The sequence below is a fragment of the Brevundimonas sp. PWP3-1b1 genome, from assembly GCF_049896065.1.
GTDB lineage: Bacteria > Pseudomonadota > Alphaproteobacteria > Caulobacterales > Caulobacteraceae > Brevundimonas > Brevundimonas intermedia_B.
In genome coordinates, this window is record NZ_JAFCTO010000001.1 from 1341433 (window position 1) to 1359300 (window position 17868).

17 protein-coding genes and 1 tRNA gene are annotated in these 17868 nt (G+C 66.1%); 11 read left to right on the top strand and 7 right to left on the bottom strand.

The genetic code is table 11. From position 1 onward, the window contains the following. Nucleotides 1-133: 133 nt before the first annotated feature. Nucleotides 134-1252, top strand: coding sequence for an acyl-CoA dehydrogenase family protein (locus ACP69V_RS06540; protein WP_426023161.1), 1119 nt, complete (start codon nucleotides 134-136; stop codon nucleotides 1250-1252). 8 nt (nucleotides 1253-1260) lie between these two features. On the opposite strand, the gene ACP69V_RS06545 is transcribed toward ACP69V_RS06540, so the two are convergent. Continuing rightward, nucleotides 1261-2580 (bottom strand): Hsp70 family protein, encoded by a 1320-nt coding sequence (locus ACP69V_RS06545; protein WP_426023162.1) that lies wholly within the window; start codon nucleotides 2578-2580, stop codon nucleotides 1261-1263. 96 nt (nucleotides 2581-2676) lie between these two features. Next, nucleotides 2677-2752, bottom strand: a tRNA-Lys gene (locus ACP69V_RS06550). 156 nt (nucleotides 2753-2908) lie between these two features. Here ACP69V_RS06550 and ACP69V_RS06555 point away from each other — a divergent pair. Continuing rightward, entirely contained in the window at nucleotides 2909-4321 is a 1413-nt protein-coding gene (locus ACP69V_RS06555) for an amino acid permease (protein WP_426023163.1), read from the top strand. Further along, entirely contained in the window at nucleotides 4321-4674 is a 354-nt protein-coding gene (locus tag ACP69V_RS06560) for an Hpt domain-containing protein (protein ID WP_426023164.1), read from the top strand. The genes ACP69V_RS06555 and ACP69V_RS06560 overlap by 1 nt, the downstream gene beginning before the upstream one ends. A gap of 275 nt (nucleotides 4675-4949) precedes the next feature. Here ACP69V_RS06560 and ACP69V_RS06565 read toward each other — a convergent pair whose 3' ends face one another. Both ACP69V_RS06565 and ACP69V_RS06570 read right to left on the bottom strand, forming a co-directional pair. Next, on the bottom strand, nucleotides 4950-5282 hold the full coding sequence (locus ACP69V_RS06565; protein ID WP_426023165.1) for a chorismate mutase: 333 nt from the start codon (nucleotides 5280-5282) through the stop codon (nucleotides 4950-4952). A 41-nt stretch (nucleotides 5283-5323) separates the two neighbouring features. Next, the gene (locus ACP69V_RS06570; RefSeq protein WP_426023166.1) at nucleotides 5324-6166 is read right to left on the bottom strand and encodes a ferredoxin--NADP reductase; all 843 of its coding nucleotides are present in this window, start codon (nucleotides 6164-6166) and stop codon (nucleotides 5324-5326) included. A gap of 109 nt (nucleotides 6167-6275) precedes the next feature. On the opposite strand from ACP69V_RS06570, the gene ACP69V_RS06575 reads away from it, so the two are divergent. The 6 genes from ACP69V_RS06575 (at nucleotide 6276) to egtB (ending at nucleotide 14464) form a co-directional block, all read left to right on the top strand. Further along, nucleotides 6276-8525, top strand: coding sequence for a DPP IV N-terminal domain-containing protein (locus tag ACP69V_RS06575; RefSeq protein ID WP_426023167.1), 2250 nt, complete (start codon nucleotides 6276-6278; stop codon nucleotides 8523-8525). Further along, complete coding sequence (locus tag ACP69V_RS06580; RefSeq protein ID WP_426023168.1) at nucleotides 8459-9967, top strand: amidase; 1509 nt, start codon at nucleotides 8459-8461, stop codon at nucleotides 9965-9967. Before ACP69V_RS06575 ends, ACP69V_RS06580 begins: the two co-directional genes overlap by 67 nt. A gap of 31 nt (nucleotides 9968-9998) precedes the next feature. Next, nucleotides 9999-10277, top strand: coding sequence for a SemiSWEET family sugar transporter (locus ACP69V_RS06585; protein WP_426023169.1), 279 nt, complete (start codon nucleotides 9999-10001; stop codon nucleotides 10275-10277). A 274-nt stretch (nucleotides 10278-10551) separates the two neighbouring features. Then, the gene (locus tag ACP69V_RS06590) at nucleotides 10552-10857 is read left to right on the top strand and encodes an SCP2 sterol-binding domain-containing protein (protein WP_135195860.1); all 306 of its coding nucleotides are present in this window, start codon (nucleotides 10552-10554) and stop codon (nucleotides 10855-10857) included. A 104-nt stretch (nucleotides 10858-10961) separates the two neighbouring features. Next, nucleotides 10962-12173 carry an acyl-CoA dehydrogenase family protein gene (locus ACP69V_RS06595; protein ID WP_426023170.1) on the top strand — a complete coding sequence of 404 codons (1212 nt, stop codon included), beginning with the start codon at nucleotides 10962-10964 and terminating at the stop codon, nucleotides 12171-12173. 131 nt (nucleotides 12174-12304) lie between these two features. Beyond that, nucleotides 12305-14464, top strand: a complete 2160-nt coding sequence (gene egtB / locus ACP69V_RS06600; protein ID WP_426023171.1) for an ergothioneine biosynthesis protein EgtB — start codon at nucleotides 12305-12307, stop codon at nucleotides 14462-14464. A 100-nt stretch (nucleotides 14465-14564) separates the two neighbouring features. Here egtB and ACP69V_RS06605 read toward each other — a convergent pair whose 3' ends face one another. Continuing rightward, the gene (locus ACP69V_RS06605; RefSeq protein ID WP_426023172.1) at nucleotides 14565-14786 is read right to left on the bottom strand and encodes a general stress protein; all 222 of its coding nucleotides are present in this window, start codon (nucleotides 14784-14786) and stop codon (nucleotides 14565-14567) included. 116 nt (nucleotides 14787-14902) lie between these two features. Then, entirely contained in the window at nucleotides 14903-15064 is a 162-nt protein-coding gene (locus ACP69V_RS06610) for a hypothetical protein (RefSeq protein ID WP_426023173.1), read from the bottom strand. 101 nt (nucleotides 15065-15165) lie between these two features. On the opposite strand from ACP69V_RS06610, the gene ACP69V_RS06615 reads away from it, so the two are divergent. Beyond that, on the top strand, nucleotides 15166-15459 hold the full coding sequence (locus ACP69V_RS06615; RefSeq protein WP_346495334.1) for a hypothetical protein: 294 nt from the start codon (nucleotides 15166-15168) through the stop codon (nucleotides 15457-15459). 14 nt (nucleotides 15460-15473) lie between these two features. Here the strand turns inward: ACP69V_RS06615 and ACP69V_RS06620 are convergent, their stop codons facing one another. Then, complete coding sequence (locus tag ACP69V_RS06620) at nucleotides 15474-16175, bottom strand: MBL fold metallo-hydrolase (protein ID WP_426023174.1); 702 nt, start codon at nucleotides 16173-16175, stop codon at nucleotides 15474-15476. A 204-nt stretch (nucleotides 16176-16379) separates the two neighbouring features. On the opposite strand from ACP69V_RS06620, the gene tig reads away from it, so the two are divergent. Further along, entirely contained in the window at nucleotides 16380-17723 is a 1344-nt protein-coding gene (gene tig / locus ACP69V_RS06625; RefSeq protein WP_426023175.1) for a trigger factor, read from the top strand. The last annotated feature ends 145 nt before the right edge of the window (nucleotides 17724-17868 follow it).

The window sequence follows — 17868 nt, forward strand, 5'->3', positions numbered from 1 at the left end:
ACGGCGCAAGATGCGCCGCGCCACCTCCCCATCGCTTCGCGACAGGGAGGAGACCGTCTCCTCCCCACGTCAGTGGGGAGGGGGACCACGAAGTGGTGGATGGGTTCTTCCGCCACACAGCCCTGGGACCAAAATGCCGCTGATCCTGACCGAAGAACAGACGATGTTGCAGGACGCCGCCGACGGCTTCCTGAACGAACACGCGCCGATCGCGCATATGCGCAAGCTGCGGGACGGACGCGGCGCCGACGGCGTGTCGCGCGACCTGTGGCGGGCGTTCGGCGAGATGGGTTTCGCCGGCGTCATCATTCCCGAGGCTATGGGCGGCATGGGGCTGGGCGCCGTCGAGGCGGGCGTGATCGCCGAGAGTCTGGGGCGCACCCTGACGCCGTCGCCCTATCTGGGGTCGTCGATCCTGTCGGCCAAGGTGCTGATCGAGGACGGGTCGCAGGCGCAGCAGACGTGGCTGCCCAGGATCGCGGCGGGCGAGGCCATCCTGGCCCTGGCGGTGGACGAGGGCGCCAAACATGCGCCGTCGCGGATCGCCACGCGGGCCGAGCGGGCGGGCAACGGCTTCAAGCTGAACGGGGCAAAGGCCTTCGTGCTGGACGGCCATGTGGCGGACGCCCTGATCGTGGTCGCCACGGCGGATGAGGGGACGACGCTGTTCCTGGTCGATCCGGCGACGGCGGGCGTCGAGATCGAGCGCACCATGATGGTGGATGCGCACAACGCCGCGCGGATCACGCTGAGCGACGTGGCGGTCGATGCGGACGCGGTGATCGGCGCGGTCGGGGGCGGGGAGGCGTTGCTGGACGGCGCGCTGAGCCTGGGGCGGGCCTGTGCGGCCTCCAGCCTGACGGGCGCGGGCGATCAGGCGTTCAAGACGACGCTGGACTACCTGCGGACCCGCAAACAGTTCGGCAAGCTGATCGGCGAGTTCCAGGCGCTGCAGCACCGGGCCGCGCACCTCTTCTCCGAGCTGGAGCTGGCGCGGGCGGCGACGATCGGCGCCCAGATCGCCATCGATGAGGGGCGCGAGGGGGCGTCTCTGGCGGCCTCCATCGCCAAGGCCAAGGCGGGCCGCGTCGCGGAGCTGGCGGTACAGGAGGCAGTCCAGATGCACGGCGGCGTCGGCATGACCGACGAATACGACGTGGGTCTGTTCATGAAGCGGGTGCGGGTGCTGAACGAACTGCTGGGCGACGCCGGTTTCCACGCCGAACGGGTGGCGCGGGCCCAAGGGTTCTAGGTTCGGTTCTAGGCTGCCTTCTCGCTCCACAAATCCAGATCCAGCTCGCGGCCGATCAGGGCCAGCCCGGCGGCGATGGATTCGAACTCGCCGCCGGTCTCGATCCGCTCGGAGCCGAAACGGCTCTGGAAGATGGCGCGCACGGCCGGCACGAAGGAGGTGCCGCCGGTCAGGAAGACCCGGTCGATGGCGTCGGGGCCCAGGCCGCTGCGGGCCATGGCCTCGTCCACGGCGCCTTCGATGGCGGCCAGTTCCGGCGCGATCCAGTGTTCGAAATCCGCGCGGGCGACCGGCTTTTCGATATGGACGCCGCCGGCCTGGAACAGGAAGGTGGCGGTCTCGTCGGCCGACAGGGCCATCTTCAGCGTGGAGACGGCGCGGTAGAGGTCATGGCCGTGGTTGTCGTCCAACACCTCGATCAGGCGTTCAATCTTCTCCGGCTCCAGCGCGGTGCGGGCCAGGGATCGGATGTCGCGCATGTCCCGCGACGCGCGCAGCAGGGCCAACTGGTCCCAGCGCGCGAAGGCGGAATAATACCGTTGGGGGATCGGCAGTTGCTTGCCGACCGAGCTGTAGAGGCCGCCCTTGCCCAGTTCGGGCGAAACCAGCTGGTCGATGATCCGATAGTCGAAGGCGTCGCCCGCCACACCCACGCCGGAACGCGCCAGAGGCGTCGAACGCAGGCCGTCATCCGTCCGCTCGAACCGGATGATGGAGAAGTCGCTGGTGCCGCCGCCGAAGTCGGCGACCAGAACCGTGGCGTCCTGCTTCAGCGTGCGCGCGAAATAGAAGGCCGCGCCCACCGGCTCGTGCGCATAGCGGATGTCGGTGAAGCCCAGCCGCTCGAACGCCGTCTGATAGCGCGACAGGGCCAGGGTCTCATCGGGATTACCGCCCGCGAAGGTGACGGGGCGGCCGACGATGACGGCGGGCGGGGTGTTCGCCAGTTCGTCGCCCGCATGGTGGCGCAGGCGCAGCAGGAAGGCGGCCAGCAGATCCTCAAACGCATAGCGACGGTTGTCGATACGGGTCTCGGTGAAGGCGGCGCTGGCGGCGAAGGTCTTGAACGACTGGATGAAGCGGGTCTCCAGCGGGTCCTCGACATAGGCGGCGATGGCCCAGGGACCGGCCTCGACGACGCGCTCGGGCGGCTGACCGTCCATGCCCTGATGGATCTGGAAGCTGAGCGCCGAGCGGAAGGTGGTGGTCTGGCCCTCGACCGCGTCGAAGGTCACCAATCGCGCGACGCCGTCCGCATCGGTCAGGGCGACGACCGTATTGGTCGTGCCGAAGTCGATGCCGATGGTCATCGGTGTCGTCGCCGTCATGGCCGGGCTCCAGGCAGGGGAGCCGGGTTCCTAACGTCAGCACGGCCAATAGCAAGAGCTAAGGCGTTGGAACCGGATTGTTGGAAGGAAAGACGATGGTGGGTGATGTAGGGTTCGAACCTACGACCCGCTGATTAAGAGTCAGCTGCTCTACCAACTGAGCTAATCACCCGACCGATCGTCTGCGTCTTCGGGGGCGAGAGGCCTTGCCGAAGGGCGCTCCTACTACCCAGCGGTTCGGGGGTTGGCAAGCGCTTTCGCAAACTTTCTGCGACGGGGTATGGTCCCCCGTGGAATCAGCCGCGGCGAGCGGCGGGGAGCGAGCTTCATGGCCTTCTGGAACCGGCGTCGATCAATCGATGTCATGATGGCGCCGCACGACGGGCCGCGGCTGAAGCCGACGCTGAGCTGGCCGCATCTGCTGGCCCTGGGCGTGGGCGCCATCGTCGGCACCGGCATACTGACGCTGATCGGCGTTGGGGCGGGGCTGGCGGGTCCGGCGGTGCTGATCAGCTTCGGCCTGGCGGGACTGGTCTGCGCCTGCGCGGCCCTGGCCTATGCCGAACTGTCGACGATGATGCCGACCGCGGGCAGCGCCTATACCTATTCCTATGCCGTGCTGGGCGAAATGATCGCTTGGGTCGTGGGGTGGAGCCTGATCCTGGAATATTCGCTGGTGGTCAGCGCCGTGGCGGTGGGCTGGTCGGGCTACGCCGTCGGTTTTCTGAGCGGGCTGGGGATCGACCTGCCCCTGGCGCTGGTGGCCGGGCCGCATGCGGGCGGGATCATCAACCTGCCGGCGGTGGCCATTATCGGGGTGGTGACGGGGCTGCTGCTGCTGGGCACCAAGGAGAGCGCGACGCTGAACGCCGTGCTGGTGCTGATCAAGATCGCGGCGCTGGTGGTGTTCGTGGCCATCGCCCTGCCGGCGTTCAAGCCGGAGCATTTCACGCCCTTCATGCCCAACGGCTTCGGCGCGCCCTTCGTCCAGACGGGGGTGATGGCGGCGGCGGCCATCATCTTCTTCGCCTTCTATGGGTTCGACGCCATCTCGACGGCGGCGGAGGAGACCAAGAAGCCCGAGCGCGACCTGGCCATCGGCATCGTCGGGTCCATGCTGATCTGCACAGCGCTGTACTTGGTCGTGGCGGCCGCCGCCATCGGCGCGCGTCCGGTGGCGAGCTTCGCCAGCAGCCCAGAGCCCCTGGCGCTGATTCTGCGTGAGATGGGGCAGGGGACGGCGGCCCAGTGGATCGCGGCGGCGGCGGTGATCGCCCTGCCGACTGTGCTTCTGGCCTTCCTGTTCGGCCAGAGCCGCATCTTCCTGGGCATGGCGCGCGACGGCCTGTTGCCGCGTCGTCTGGCCAAGGTGTCGAGCCGGGGCGTGCCTGCGGTGGTGACGGTGTTTACGGCCGTGGTAGTGGCGATCCTGGCGGGCCTGCTGCCTCTGGACGAACTGGCGTCGTTGGCGAACGCCGGGACGCTGGCGGCGTTTTGCTCGGTCGGAGTGTGCCTGATCGTGCTGCGCATCCGCGAGCCGGGTCGGCGGCGGGTGTTCAAGGCGCCGTTGTGGCCGCTGGTGGGCGCGGTCAGCGTCATCGGCTGCATCGTCTTCTTCCTGAGCCTGAAGCCGGTGACGCAGATCGGATTCCTGGTCTGGAACGTGGTCGGCGTAGCGATCTATCTGCGTTGGTCATCCAAGAACTCACGCCTGGCCAAGGGCGAGGAGACGGCGGCCTGATGGCGTTGCGCGATCTGACGGGCGCGGTCGATTTCGCCGTGCTGAACGGCATGACGGGCGGTGACGACGCCATCAACGAGGAGGTGCTGGGCCTGTTCGTCAACCAGGCCAGTCTGTGGTCCGTCATGCTGGACCCCAAGGCCGAGGGCTGGCGCGACGGGGTCCACACGATCCGGGGCGCGGCGGCGGGCATCGGGGCGCGCGATCTGGCCGCGATCTGCGCCGAGGCAGAAGGGGCGGACCAGACGTTGGCCGCGCCGGCGCTGGAGCGGGTCCGGGATGCGCTCCAAGCGGCGCTGGCGGATGTCGCAGCCTATCGGCACGCCTTGATGCTGCGGAGTCTCAAGGCATGAGGCCGTCGGGGCGGAAGTTGGACTCGGAAAAACAGTCCAAGTGTCCAAGTGAGTCCAACTTGAGCCGTCGCCCGAAATTGCACTGCGCTCCAAAAACGCGTGCAAAGTGTAAGAAAGTGCAATTTCGGCGGGCAAGACGCGCAGAGATTTCAAAGACCGGACGCCCATTATAAGGTGTGCGGAGCGAGCGGCAGGTCGATTGACGCTGCTGCGTCCGAAGATCTTGAAATTAAGCTGAATTTCCTACGCGAATAGGATGGCTGGCGTTTGGCGGCCTAGCTGCGCGTCCGGTCATAGGTCGCAAATTCGTGGGCGATGCAGCGGTCGATGAGCAGGCGCCAGACGGGTTCGGCGATGTCGGGCGACAGGTGGTGCGCTTCGGCCGCGACCAGGACTTTTGCAACCACGTCGTCGATGCGGGCCTGGTCGAAGACGGCGTCGCGGTCGGGCTTGATGCGGGCGGCGGCGTCCATGTAGCGCTGGCGCTCGGCCAGAAGGGCGACCAGGGCGCGGTCGAGGGCGTCAACGCCCTGGCGGACGTCGGCCATCGACTGGCATTCGGCGGGATCGACGCGGGGATCGACGGCGACAAGAGCAGGGTGGTGCATGGCGGTGGGGTTAGCGGGTCACGCCGCGCAAGCCAAGACCGTCAGCCGACGAAGGCGCGTTCCAGCACGTAGTCGGCGGGTTCGGCGTTGGAGCCTTCCTTTAGGCCATAGGTCTCCAGCAGTTCGCCGACTTCCTTGATCATGGCCATGGAGCCGCACAGCATGGCGCGGTCGCGGGCGGGGTCGAAGCCTTCGGGCAGGCCCAGGTCGCGGAAGAAGTCGCCGGACTTGATGCGGTCGGTGATCCGGCCCTTTTTCAGAAGACTGGGCGTTTCGAATTCTTCGCGCGTGACGGTGGGATAATAGGTCAGCTGCGCCTTCGCCTCGTCGCCGATCAGGGGGTCGTCGTGGATCTCGCGGGTGAAGAAGTCGCGATAGGCGAGGTCGGCGACGCTGCGGACCGTGTGGATCACATAGACATGGCCGAAGCGGGCATAGGTGTCGGGATCGCGCGCCACGCTCAGCCAGGGCGCCAGGCCGGTGCCCGTGCCGATCAGGAACAGTCGCTCGCCGCCGGTCAGGGCGTCGAGAACCAGGGTGCCGGTCGGCTTCTTGCCCATCAGGACGGTGTCGCCGGCGACGATCTTTTGCAGGCGCGAGGTCAGGGGGCCGTCGGCGACCTTGATGGAGAAGAACTCCAGCTCCTCGGCCCAGCAGGGGCTGGCGATGGAATAGGCGCGCAGGACGGGCTTGCCGCCATCTGCACCCGGCAGGCCGATCATCACGAACTCGCCCGAGCGGAAGCGGAAATCCTCGGGCCGTTTCACGCCGAAGCTGAACAGGCTGTCGGTCCAGTGGCGGACCCACAGAACCTCCAGTTCATTGAAGGGGCTGGCTTTGCCAGGAGCCTTGGTCGGAGCGGGGGAGAGGGCGGCGTCGGTCATGGTGCGGTCTCTCTAATCTGAGACCCGCTCGCAGGGAAGGAAAAGCCTTTCGTCAGACGGCGACTTTTCCTCGTGACGGCTTGCAGAAGGGCCGCTAGCGTCACCGACCATGCGCACAGTTCTTCTTGCTTCGACCATCCTCCTCTCGGCCGGTTCCGCACTCGCCCAGGAGACGCCCTCCAACATCCTGACGCCGGAACGGGTGTTCTCCAGCCCCAGTCTGAACGGGCCGGTGGCCAAGGGGGTCAGCCTGTCGCCGGACGGGCAACTGGTCGCCTTCCTGCGCTCGCGCGAGGACAATGTGGACGTCCAGGACCTGTGGGCCGCCCCGACCGGCGAGGGCGAAGCCTACAAGCTGATCGACGCCCGCGCCCTGGTGCCTGACGCCGGCGAACTGTCCGAGGCCGAGAAGGCGCGGCGTGAGCGGATGCGCATCAGCGCGCGCGGCGTGGTCGATTACTCATGGGACAAACAGGGCCGCTACATTCTGGCGCCGCTGGAAGGCGACATCTTCCTGGCCAGCCGGGGCGACGGCAAGGTCCGCCGCTTGACCGAAACCGCCGCCGACGAGATCGACGCCAAGGTCTCGCCAAAGGGCAATTACGTCTCATACGTCCGTGATCAGAACCTGGTGATCTATGACCTGGCCACCGGCCAGGAAACGTCGATCACGGATGACGGCGCCGGCCTGATCACCTGGGCCACGGCCGAGTTTATCGCCCAGGAAGAGATGGACCGCGACACCGGCTATTGGTGGAGCCCCGATGAACGCTACATCGCCCTGACCCGCGTGGACGAAAGCCCGGTGGACATCGTTCCTCGGTTCGAGATCACCGGCGCCGGCGCCACCATGGTCGAGCAGCGCTATCCCCGCGCCGGCCGCCCCAACGCCCTGGTCGAACTCTATGTCAGGGATCAGCAGACCGGCGCACGGGTCAAGGTGGACCTGGGGTCGAACACCGACATCTATCTGGGGCGGGTTGATTGGGCTGACGACGGCAAGACCCTGTATGTCCAGCGGCACTCGCGCGATCAGAAGACCCTGGACCTGCTCAGCGTCGATCCGGCCACCGGCGCCGCGCGCGTGATCCTCAGCCAGAAGGCCCAGGCCTGGGTCGATCTGAACAATGACTTCCATGTGCTGCCGGACGGCCGGTTCCTCTGGTCGAATGAGGACAGCGGCTGGCGCCACCTGTATCTGTACGACCGCAACGGGCGTCAGCTGCGGGCCATCACGCGGGGCGACTATCCGGTCAAACATCTCGACGGCGTCAACGCACAGACCGGCGAGGTCTATTTCACCGCCTCGATGCGCGACGGCAAGGAACTGCCGATCGAGCAGCAGATGTTCCGCGCCAGCCTGAACCGCACGGTCGATCCCGTGGCGGTGACCCCGGCCGGCGGTTGGTGGAACGTCTCGGTCAATGGGCCGGCGACGGCCTATGTCGGCAACTATTCCGATCCGAAGACCCCGCCCCAGTCGGCCCTGTACCGTATCGACGGCACGCGGATCCGCTGGATCGAAGAGAACAAACTCGACGCCGACCACGCCTTCGCCCCCTATGTCTCGCGCCTCCAGACGCCCGAGTTCGGCACGATCCAGAGCCACGGCGAAACCCTGGTCTGGCGCATGACCACGCCGCCCGACTTCGATCCGTCGAAGAAGTACCCGGTGGTGATGCAGGTTTATGGCGGCCCCGGCACCGGCGCGGGCGTGCAGAAGAGCTGGCAGCCCCTGACCAACCAACTGCTGACCGAGGCCGGCTATATCGTCTTCCGCGTCGACAACCGTGGCGAGGGCGACCGGTCGCAGGCCTTTGAAACCAGCATCTATCGCCGCCTGGGCATTCCTGCGGTCGAGGATCAGACACTGGCCGCCAAATGGCTGAAAACCCTGCCCTATGTCGATGCGGACCGGATCGCCATGATGGGCTGGAGCTTCGGCGGCTTCCTCAGCCTGCTGGCCGTGACCGAGCCCGAGGCCGGTCTGGCCTCGGCCCTCGCCGGCGCCGCGCCGACGGAATGGAGCCTGTACGACACCCATTATACCGAACGCTACATGTCCACGCCCCAGGACAATCCGGACGGCTACGCCGCCACCGACGTCCTGCCGCGCCTGGACGACCTGACCGGTCGTCTGCTGATCCTGCACGGCATGGCCGACGACAATGTCATCTTCGGCAACGCCACCCGCGTGATCGACGCCCTTCAGGCCAAGAGCACGCCCTTCGAGATGATGCTCTATCCCGGCCAAAGACACGGCGTCCGCGGCGAACCGAGGCAACTTCAGCAATGGCGAACCTATCTCGACTTCCTGGACCGCACGATCGGCAAGCGCGCGGAACTGGCCGCCGATTGATCCTGTCCGCTGCGGTCGCGCTGTCCCTGGCGGGATGCGCGGCCGGGGCGGGCGGTCAGGCGGGGGATTATCCGCCCGCATCGGCGGTGGTCGCGGCCGGCCGCCTGAACGACAGCGCCCACGCCGTCCTGCGCTGGAGCGATTCTTCGCCGACCAGCAGCGGCGAGTCCGCCGTGTCCGGCATGCCGATCCTGCTGAAGGACAATATCGAGACGGCGGACATGCCCACGACCGCCGGGTCTCTGGCTTTGGCGAACAATGCGCCGGGCCGCGACGCCGCTCTGGTCGGCCGGCTGCGGGCCGGGGGCGCGGTCATCGTCGGCAAGACCAATCTGTCGGAATGGGCCAACATCCGGTCGTCGGACTCGATCAGCGGCTGGAGCGCGGTCGGCGGCCAGACCCTGAACCCCTATGACCCCGACCGCACCCCGTGCGGCTCTTCTTCCGGCAGCGGCGCGGCGGTTGCCCTGGGGCTTACGCCCGCCGCCATCGGCACTGAGACCGACGGCTCGATCACCTGTCCCGCCTCGGTTAACGGGATCGTTGGATTCAAGCCCACGGTCGGCTTGGTCTCGCGCACCCACATCGTGCCGATCAGCCATTCCCAGGACACCGCAGGCCCGATGGCGGCGACCGTTCGCGACGCCGCGCGGGTGCTGACCGTCATCGCCGGTTCGGACCCTGCCGACGCCGCCACGGTCGAGGCGGATGTTCGCAAGACCGACTATGTCGCCGCCCTGGACGCTGGGTCGCTGCGCGGCGCGCGGATCGGGGTTATGCGCTTCCTCCGGGGCTATTCGCCCGAAACCCAGGCCGTGTTCGAACAGAACCTCCAGGCCCTGCGCGACGCCGGCGCCGTACTGGTCGACTTGCCGGAAGGCCCCGACGGCCGCACCCTGGGCGAGGCCGAGTTCAAGGTGCTGCTGTATGAGCTGAAGCACGATCTGAACGCGTATCTGGCCTCGACCGACCCGACCCAGGTCAGGGCACGCACCCTGGCTGACGTCATCGCCTTCAACGCCGCCGAACCGCGCGAGACCGTGCTTTTCGGCCAGGACATCTTCGAACAGGCTCAGGCCTTGGGCGGGCTGGACGACCCCGACTATATCGCCGCTCGCGCCACCTCGCTGCGACTGGCGGGGGATGAGGGGATCGATCGGCTGATGCGCGGCGAGAATCTGGTGGCCCTGATCGCACCCACGACCTCGCGCGCCTGGACCAATGATCCCAAGGACGACGACGACATGCAGGGCGCGGCCAGCCGTCTCGCCGCCGTCGCCGGCTATCCCCACCTGACCGTGCCGATGGGGTTTGATCGGGATATGCCCGTAGGCCTCAGCTTTATTGGGGGAAAATGGGATGACGCGCGCATCCTTTCGCTCGGTTACGCCTTCGAACAGGCGACGCAGGCGCGGCGGCCGCCGCCTGTCTCCCGGCCCTGACATCGGGCGGTCGCGGCCGCAGGGAATGCGCATGAGCGACCTGATCGCCAATATCGTCGGCTCGGCTGCTGCGGTCTGTTCCGTGACCAGTTTCGCGCCCCAGGCGATCAAGATTTGGAAGGAACGCGACGCCTCGTCGGTCAGTCTGAAGACCTATTCCCTGACCGTGACCTGTTTCGCCCTGTGGGTCGTCTATGGCGTCATGACCCAGGCCTGGCCGGTGACCATCGCCAACTCATGCGCCCTGTTCATGGCCTCGGGCGTGCTGGCGATGAAATGGCGCTTCCGTGACGGCGATCCCGACGCCTGACTGCCGGATTCTCCAGGTTTGATCCGGATCAAGGCGAGGCCGGGTCAGCGGCGCGAGGGTAGGGCAGAGGAGATTTTCCATGCCCCACGACGCCGTTCCCTTCGTCGCCGCCATCGTCGCGGCCTTCGTCTTCTTCATGGGCGCGCTGGGCCTGGCCAGCCTCTATTCGCGCTCGTCCTCCGACAAGTGACGACAGCTTTACCCGACGTGATCTTGGCGCCTCGTCCGATGCGGGCTACGGCAGGGGTCTCAACGTCCAAGGGAGACGCCCCCAATGCCTGATCTCGCACAAGTCACCGAACATATCCGCGGCGCCGTCGGCGACAATTCCGGTCTGGGCAAGACCGTGAAGCTCGACCTCGGCGACGAAGGTAAAATCTACATCGACGGCGCCTCGGTGCCGAACACCGTCACCAACGAAGACAAGCCCGCCGACGCCACCGTCTCGATGAAGTGGGACGACTTCATGGCCCTGTCGGAAGGCAAGCTGGACCCGATGATGGCCTTCATGCAGGGCAAGTTGAAGATCGCCGGCGACATGATGATCGCCCAGAAGCTGGCTCCGCTGCTGAAGCGCTGATGCCGGTCTGAACGACCATTTATGGCGGCGCGGCTCCTGATCGGGGCCGCGCCGTTTTCGTATCGAGCGCCCGGCAGAGGCGCGAAAGGGAAGAGGATAACGCCATGGACTTCAGACATTCCGATCGGGCCCTGGACTGGCACGCCCGGGTTCGCCGCTTCCTGGACGAACAGGTGATCCCGCGCGAGGCCGAATACTTCGCCCAAGTGCGCGAGGATTCGACCCGACAGCCGCCGGTCATGGAAGCGATGAAGGCCGCCGCGCGCGAGGCGGGCCTGTGGAACATGTTCTTGCCGGGTGAGCACGGCGCGGGGCTGACCAACCTCGACTATGCACCCCTAGCCGAGATGATGGGCGCCCATCTGTGGTCATCGGAGGTGTTCAACTGCAACGCCCCCGACACCGGCAATATGGAAGTCCTGCACATGTACGGCGACGCCGCCCAGCAGGACCGTTGGCTGAAGCCGTTGATGGCCGGCCAGATCCGCTCGGCCTTCCTGATGACCGAGCCCGAAGTGGCCTCGTCCGACGCCACCAATATCCAGACCCGGATCGAGCGCGACGGCGACCACTATGTCATCAACGGCCGCAAATGGTGGTCGACCAACATGGCGCACCCGAACGTCGCCATGACCATCGTCATGGGCAAGACAGACTTCGACGCCGCCACCCACGCCCAGCAGTCGCAGGTGATCGTGCCCGTGGACACGCCCGGCTTCCGCGTCGAGCGGATGCTGACGGTGTTCGGCTATGACGAACGCCCCATCGGCCACGCCGAGGTGGTGCTGGAGAACGTCCGTGTGCCGGTCGAAAACCTGATCGCCGGCGAGGGCCGGGGGTTCGAGATCGCGCAAGGGCGCCTCGGCCCCGGCCGTATCCACCACTGTATGCGGGTGATCGGCGCTGCCGAGCGAGCGCTGGAGCTGATGGTGACGCGCCTGCTGAACCGCACCGCCTTCAGGAAACAGCTGGCCGAACATTCGGTCTGGGAGCAGCGGGTCGCCGACGCGCGCACCAATATCGAGATGTGCCGCCTCTTGGTGCTGAAGGCCGCCTGGATGATGGACGAGGCGGGGGCCAAGAACGCCCGCTCCGAGATCGCCCAGATCAAGGTCGCCGCACCACGTATGGCGCTTCAGGTCATCGACGACGCCATCCAGGCGTTCGGCGGCGCCGGCGTCTCGGGCGACACGCCCCTGGCCGAACTCTACGCCACGGTGCGCACCCTGCGGATCGCCGATGGCCCGGACGAGGTGCACAATCGCACCATCGCCCGGCTGGAATACGCCAAGCATGGCGGCAGGCCGGTGCGTTGAATTCGCAGCCAGACCTACCAAATCCCTGACTACTCACCGGGGAACCCCGACCGTGGCGTGACGTTCGATCTGCTTGAACGACGCGACGCCCGGTCCGGGCAGCGGGGCTGGCGCGGGACGGAGCGGCTGACATGAATGCTCGATTCGAGCCCGATACGCGGGCGGCGTCGGACGTGGCGCGGTTCCGGAGTGTTCGGGCGGCGATGCCCGCCCTGGCCCAGGGACTGTCGGTTGAAGACCTGTCGGGGCAGTCCATGGCTGATTGCAGCCCCGGCAAATGGCACCTGGCCCATACCAGCTGGTTTTTCGAAGCGCTGATCCTGGCGTCCGACCCTGGTTATCGGCCTGTCGATCCGCGTTTCCAGCAACTGTTCAACTCCTACTATGAGGCGCTGGGCGAGCGGGTGCCGCGCGACCAGCGTGGGCTGATGACCCGCCCGTCGGTCGATGAGGTCCTGGCGTACCGCCGCGAGATCGACCGACGCATGGCCGCCTGGCTGGCGCAGGGGCCGTCGAGCGGGCTTGAGCGGTATCTGTTCGAACTGGGTCTGCATCACGACCAGCAGCATCAGGAACTGTTCCTGACGGATCTGTTGAACCTGATGTCGCGTTCGCCGCTCGACCCGGCCGCCTATGAGGTCGAACCGCGCGAGCGCCCGGTCGAGGCGAGGCGCGGCGGCGTGGTCGCGTTCGACGCGGGCTTGGTGTCGATCGGTCATGGCGGCGCCGGCTTCGCCTTCGACAACGAAGGCCCGGCGCACCGGGTCTGGCTGGAGCCGTTCGCCTTGGCCGCCGATCTGGTGACCAACGGCGACTGGATCCGGTTTGTCGAGGACGGGGGCTACACCCGCTCGGACCTGTGGCTTTCGGACGGCTGGGCGACGGTGAAGGCCCAGGGTTGGACCGCGCCGCTGTACTGGCGTTGCGACGGCGGCGACTGGACGGTCATGAGCCTGACCGGCCGCACCCCGGTCGATTCCGCCGCGCCTGTGCGCCATGTCAGCTTCTATGAGGCCGACGCCTATGCGCGCTGGGCCGGCAAACGATTGCCGTCCGAGGCGGAATGGGAACATGCGGCGACGACCGCGCCCGAGGGGTTTTCGAACCTGTCGGGCGAGGTCTGGCAGTGGACGTCCAGCGCCTATGCGCCTTACCCCGGCTTCCAGCCGACGTCCGGCACGGCCGCCGAATACAACGGCAAGTTCATGGCCAATCAGATGGTTCTGCGCGGCGGCGCCTTCGCCACGCCGTCCGATCATGCCCGCGTGACGTATCGGAACTTCTTCTACCCGCAACAGAGGTGGGCCTTCATGGGTCTGAGACTAGCCGAAGACGCCCCGCACGGGCACTCCGCGCCGACGGACGATGCGCAGACCGCAGGATTCCGGCACGACATGGTTGAGGGTCTGTCGCGCGATCAGAAGGCCGTGCCGCCCAAATGGTTCTATGACGCCGAGGGGTCGCGTCTGTTCGAAGAGATCACCGCCCTGCCGGAATACTATCCGACGCGGCAGGAGACGGCGCTGCTGCGCGACAGCGCGGCGGCCCTGACCGCCGATTTCGGGCCGGACGCCGTGCTGGTGGAGTTCGGATCGGGGGCCAGCGAGAAGACCCGCATCTTGCTGGACGCCGTGCCCGACCTGGGCGCCTATGTGCCGCTGGATATCAGCGAGACGGCGCTATTGGACGCCGCGACCCGCATTCGTGCGGATTATCCGAACCTGACGGTTCAACCGGTGCTGGGCGACTTCGAACATCTGGCGCCCTTACCGGACGATTTGCCGCGCGGGCGCCGTATCGGATTCTTCCCCGGCTCGACCATCGGCAATCTGCAACCGGACGAGGCCGAGCGTTTCCTAGCGGCGGCGCGACGCATGCTCGGGGAGGGGGCGCTGTTCATCCTGGGCGTCGATCTGGTCAAGGATCCGGCAATCCTGGTCGCCGCCTATGACGACAGCCAAGGCGTCACCGCCGCCTTCAACCGCAATCTGCTGGTTCGGGCGAATGCCGAACTGGACGCCGATTTCGATCTGGACGCCTTTACGCACCGGGCGGTGTGGAACCTCGAAGCGTCACGGATGGAAATGCATCTGCAAGCCATCACCCCGACGACGGTCCGCATCGGCGATCAGTCGTTCCGCTTCATGAGCGGCGAGACGATCCACACCGAAAGCTCACGCAAGTTCACGCCCGATACCGTCGAAGCCATGGCGAAGGCGTCCGGCTGGTCTGTTGTGCGCATCGACTTGTCGCCCGAACCCAGCGTCGCCCTGGCTTTGCTTAGGGCCTGAATCGGCCTTGGGTCGGCGCACAGCGCGACGCCCCAAAGCATAAAGAAAAAGGGCGGCGCGTCGATCGACGGGCCGCCCTATTTTTAGAGGTCTCAGCGGGTTATTCGCCGTCTGGGGCGTCCGCATCTTTCTTGGTTCCGTGCGACGCTTCTCCACCCTTGCGGCCGGCCTGTGCGGCGAGGCTGCGATCCTGGGAGAAGCTTCGTTTTTCGCTGGGGACGCTGGCGCCCCCTTTGCGCGCGATTTCGCGCTGACGTTCGGGATCCATGGAGGCGAAACCTCGCTTGGAAACGCCGGAGGGTCGTGTGGGCTGGCTGTCCATCGGGGTCCTTTCAGTGCTGCCGTTGCGCTTGCTGAAGTGAACCCTGTGACTCGGTGACGGTTCCGTTCGGAACCCTGTTTTACTGTCACACCCCTGAACGTCTTCGTGGTTTGACTTCAGGCAGCTCCATAAGGTCTGGAATCACCTTCGCCGCCGCCGTCGGGTTCCATCGGTGGAACTTCGTCAGGCGTGTCTGACGGCTGGATTTCCGGTTGAGGCGTGGTCTCGGGCTGGATTTCCGGCTGGGGTGTCGAGGGGGTGGGTTCGATGTATGTCATGATGATCTTCTCCTTGCCGGTAACCAACGCGACCCCGCCATGGACGTTCAAAGGAACCACTGGTCGCCCGGTCGGTTTGTTGTGCGAACCCGGAGATCGACATGACCAACACACCCATTACTTCGCCTTCGCCAGACGACATCGTTCTGGACGATGACGATCTTACGCAGCGTCTGGACCGTGAAGCCGACGCCATTCTTGCCGGCGGCGAACGCCGCACCTTCGGCGAAACCGCCTCCATTCGTCAGGCCGTGCGCGAAGACGTAGGTCTGGTGCGCGAAAAGATTTCGGGCCGCGTGCACCGCGTCCAGGAAGACATTCAGGACAGCCCGATGAAGGCGACCCTGTATGCGCTTGGCATTGGCGTGATCATCGGCATGATCCTGCGCCGCTGATCCAGGCGAGAGCTTTAGGCAGGCCCCGCCGGCTCACGCTGGATTGGGGCCTGCCGCATTGCGGCGTCCGAGACGAACGGATTGGTGCGGCGCTCCTCGCCAAAGGTCGAAATTGGCCCGTGGCCCGGCACGAAGGTCACGTCGTCGCCCAAGGGCCACAGCTTTTCGATCACCGAGCGGATCAAGGCCGGTGGATCACTCATCGGAAAGTCGGTGCGGCCGACAGATCCCTTGAACAACACGTCGCCGACCTGAGCTAAGCGGGCCGCGCGATTGAAGAAGATGACATGGCCCGGCGTATGGCCTGGGCAGTGGCGCACTTCCCAAGTCGTCTCGCCCAGCGACACCGTGTCGCCATCCTCCAACCAGCGATCAGGCGTGAATGGGCGGGCGTCGGGCAGGCCGTACATCCGGCCACTCTCGACGATTCGGTCGATCCAGAACTGATCGGCCTTCTGAGGGCCGGTGATCTGGACGCCGGTCTTCTCCTGCATGTCGGCCGCACCGCCTGCATGATCCAGATGGCCGTGGGTGATCCAGATCTGGTCTAGCGTCAGACCGCGCCGCTGAACCTCCCCCAGAATCGCATCTACCGAACCGCCCGGATCGATCACCGCGGCCTTGTTGGTGGCGGTGCACCAGACGGTGGTGCAGTTCTGCTGAAGCGGAGTGACGGGCGTGACGAAGACGCCGATGGGGGAGGCGGGCTGGCTCATGCGGACAACATAACCCTGCCTGATGCGCGAAACCACCGGCCGCGATCACGCCCGCGTTGACCTTTGGGGCCCTTCTCGACATAAGGGCGGGCTTCGAGGCGCCGCTCCTTCCCAAGACCTGGGGCAGGGCGGCCTTCTTGCTTTATCCATTCCGCGCCGGCCGTCCTTAAGGCCCATGCGCCACAGAGCGTCAGAATCCCGACCATGCAAGTCGTCGAAAAGTCGAACGAAGGCCTCAGCCGCGTGATCGCGGTGACCATTCCTGTTGCGGAGCTGAACGCCAAGCTCGAAGCCCGCGTCAAGGAAGTCGCCCCGCAGGTGAAGCTGAAGGGCTTCCGTCCGGGCAAGGTGCCGGTCGCTCACGTCAAGAAGACCTTCGGCCGTGAGTTCATGGGCGAGATCATCAACGCCGAGCTGAACGAATCCAGCCAGAAGGCTCTGGACGAGGCCAAGGTCCGTCCGGCTGCGCCTGCCGAGATGAAGCTGACTTCCGACATGGACAAGGTCATCAAGGGCGAGGAAGACCTGGCCTACGAGATGGCTCTGGAAGTCATGCCGGACTTCACCCCGGTCGATCCCAAGACCCTGAAGCTGGACCGCCCGACCTACGAAGCCTCGGACGCCGATCTGGACGAGGCCCTGACCGAGCTGGCTGGCCAAGCCAAGTCCTACGAGGACAAGAAGGGCAAGACCGTCAAGGCCGCCGAGGGTGACCAACTGACGATCGACTTCCTGGGCAAGCTGGACGGCGAACCCTTCGAAGGGGGCACGGCCGAGGATGCGGACCTGGTGATCGGCTCGGGCCGCTTCATCCCCGGCTTCGAAGAGCAGCTGACGGGCGCCAAGGTCGGTGAAGAGAAGACCATCGAGGTCACCTTCCCCGAGAACTATCAAGCCGCTCACCTGGCCGGCAAACTGGCCACCTTCGACGTCAAGGTGAAGGCCATCAAGGCTGAGGTCGAAGCCAAGGTCGACGAGGACTTCGCCAAGCGCATCGGTCTGGAATCGCTGGACAAGCTGAAGGAACTGCTGGGCCAGAACCTGAACCAGCAATACGCCGGCGCCGCCCGCTTCAAGCTGAAGCGTGCTCTGCTGGACCAACTGGACGAAGCCCACGACTTCCCGCTGCCGCCCAAGATGGTCGAGGCCGAGTTCGACGGCATCTGGCAACAGGTCGAGGCCGACAAGACCGCCGGCCGTCTGCCTGAAGAAGACGCCGCCAAGTCCGACGAGGACCTGAAGGCCGAATACCGCAAGATCGCCGAGCGCCGCGTGCGCCTGGGCCTGGTGCTGGCCGAGATCGGTCGCGCCAACAACGTCCAGGTAACGGACCAGGAGCTGAACGCCGCCATCCTGCAGGAAGCCCGCAACTATCCGGGCCAGGAACAGGCCGTCCTGAACTTCTACCGCCAGAACCCCAACGCCGCCGCCCAGATGCGCGCGCCGATCTACGAAGAGAAGGTCGTCGACCTGATCGTCGGCCAGGCCGAAGTGACCGACACGCCGATCACCAAGGAAGAGCTGCTGAAGGAAGACGAGGAGGGCTGATCGCCCTCGCTTCCAGATGATCCAAAGGCGGAGGTCGCAGGGCTTCCGCCTTTTTCATGTCTGGCCCCGACCTTGTAAGGCGGCCTTCATGACCGATATGCAGAGTAACAAGACGTGCGGTCTTTGAGTCGCGCGTCCCCAGCAT

Coding starts and splice junctions, on each gene's coding strand:
- ACP69V_RS06540 (WP_426023161.1), top strand. CDS start 134: ATGCCGCTGATCCTGACCGAAGAACAGACGATGTTGCAGGACGCCGCC.
- ACP69V_RS06545 (WP_426023162.1), bottom strand. CDS start 2,580: ATGACGGCGACGACACCGATGACCATCGGCATCGACTTCGGCACGACC.
- ACP69V_RS06555 (WP_426023163.1), top strand. CDS start 2,909: ATGGCCTTCTGGAACCGGCGTCGATCAATCGATGTCATGATGGCGCCG.
- ACP69V_RS06560 (WP_426023164.1), top strand. CDS start 4,321: ATGGCGTTGCGCGATCTGACGGGCGCGGTCGATTTCGCCGTGCTGAAC.
- ACP69V_RS06565 (WP_426023165.1), bottom strand. CDS start 5,282: ATGCACCACCCTGCTCTTGTCGCCGTCGATCCCCGCGTCGATCCCGCC.
- ACP69V_RS06570 (WP_426023166.1), bottom strand. CDS start 6,166: ATGACCGACGCCGCCCTCTCCCCCGCTCCGACCAAGGCTCCTGGCAAA.
- ACP69V_RS06575 (WP_426023167.1), top strand. CDS start 6,276: ATGCGCACAGTTCTTCTTGCTTCGACCATCCTCCTCTCGGCCGGTTCC.
- ACP69V_RS06580 (WP_426023168.1), top strand. CDS start 8,459: ATGGCGAACCTATCTCGACTTCCTGGACCGCACGATCGGCAAGCGCGC.
- ACP69V_RS06585 (WP_426023169.1), top strand. CDS start 9,999: ATGAGCGACCTGATCGCCAATATCGTCGGCTCGGCTGCTGCGGTCTGT.
- ACP69V_RS06590 (WP_135195860.1), top strand. CDS start 10,552: ATGCCTGATCTCGCACAAGTCACCGAACATATCCGCGGCGCCGTCGGC.
- ACP69V_RS06595 (WP_426023170.1), top strand. CDS start 10,962: ATGGACTTCAGACATTCCGATCGGGCCCTGGACTGGCACGCCCGGGTT.
- egtB (WP_426023171.1), top strand. CDS start 12,305: ATGAATGCTCGATTCGAGCCCGATACGCGGGCGGCGTCGGACGTGGCG.
- ACP69V_RS06605 (WP_426023172.1), bottom strand. CDS start 14,786: ATGGACAGCCAGCCCACACGACCCTCCGGCGTTTCCAAGCGAGGTTTC.
- ACP69V_RS06610 (WP_426023173.1), bottom strand. CDS start 15,064: ATGACATACATCGAACCCACCCCCTCGACACCCCAGCCGGAAATCCAG.
- ACP69V_RS06615 (WP_346495334.1), top strand. CDS start 15,166: ATGACCAACACACCCATTACTTCGCCTTCGCCAGACGACATCGTTCTG.
- ACP69V_RS06620 (WP_426023174.1), bottom strand. CDS start 16,175: ATGAGCCAGCCCGCCTCCCCCATCGGCGTCTTCGTCACGCCCGTCACT.
- tig (WP_426023175.1), top strand. CDS start 16,380: ATGCAAGTCGTCGAAAAGTCGAACGAAGGCCTCAGCCGCGTGATCGCG.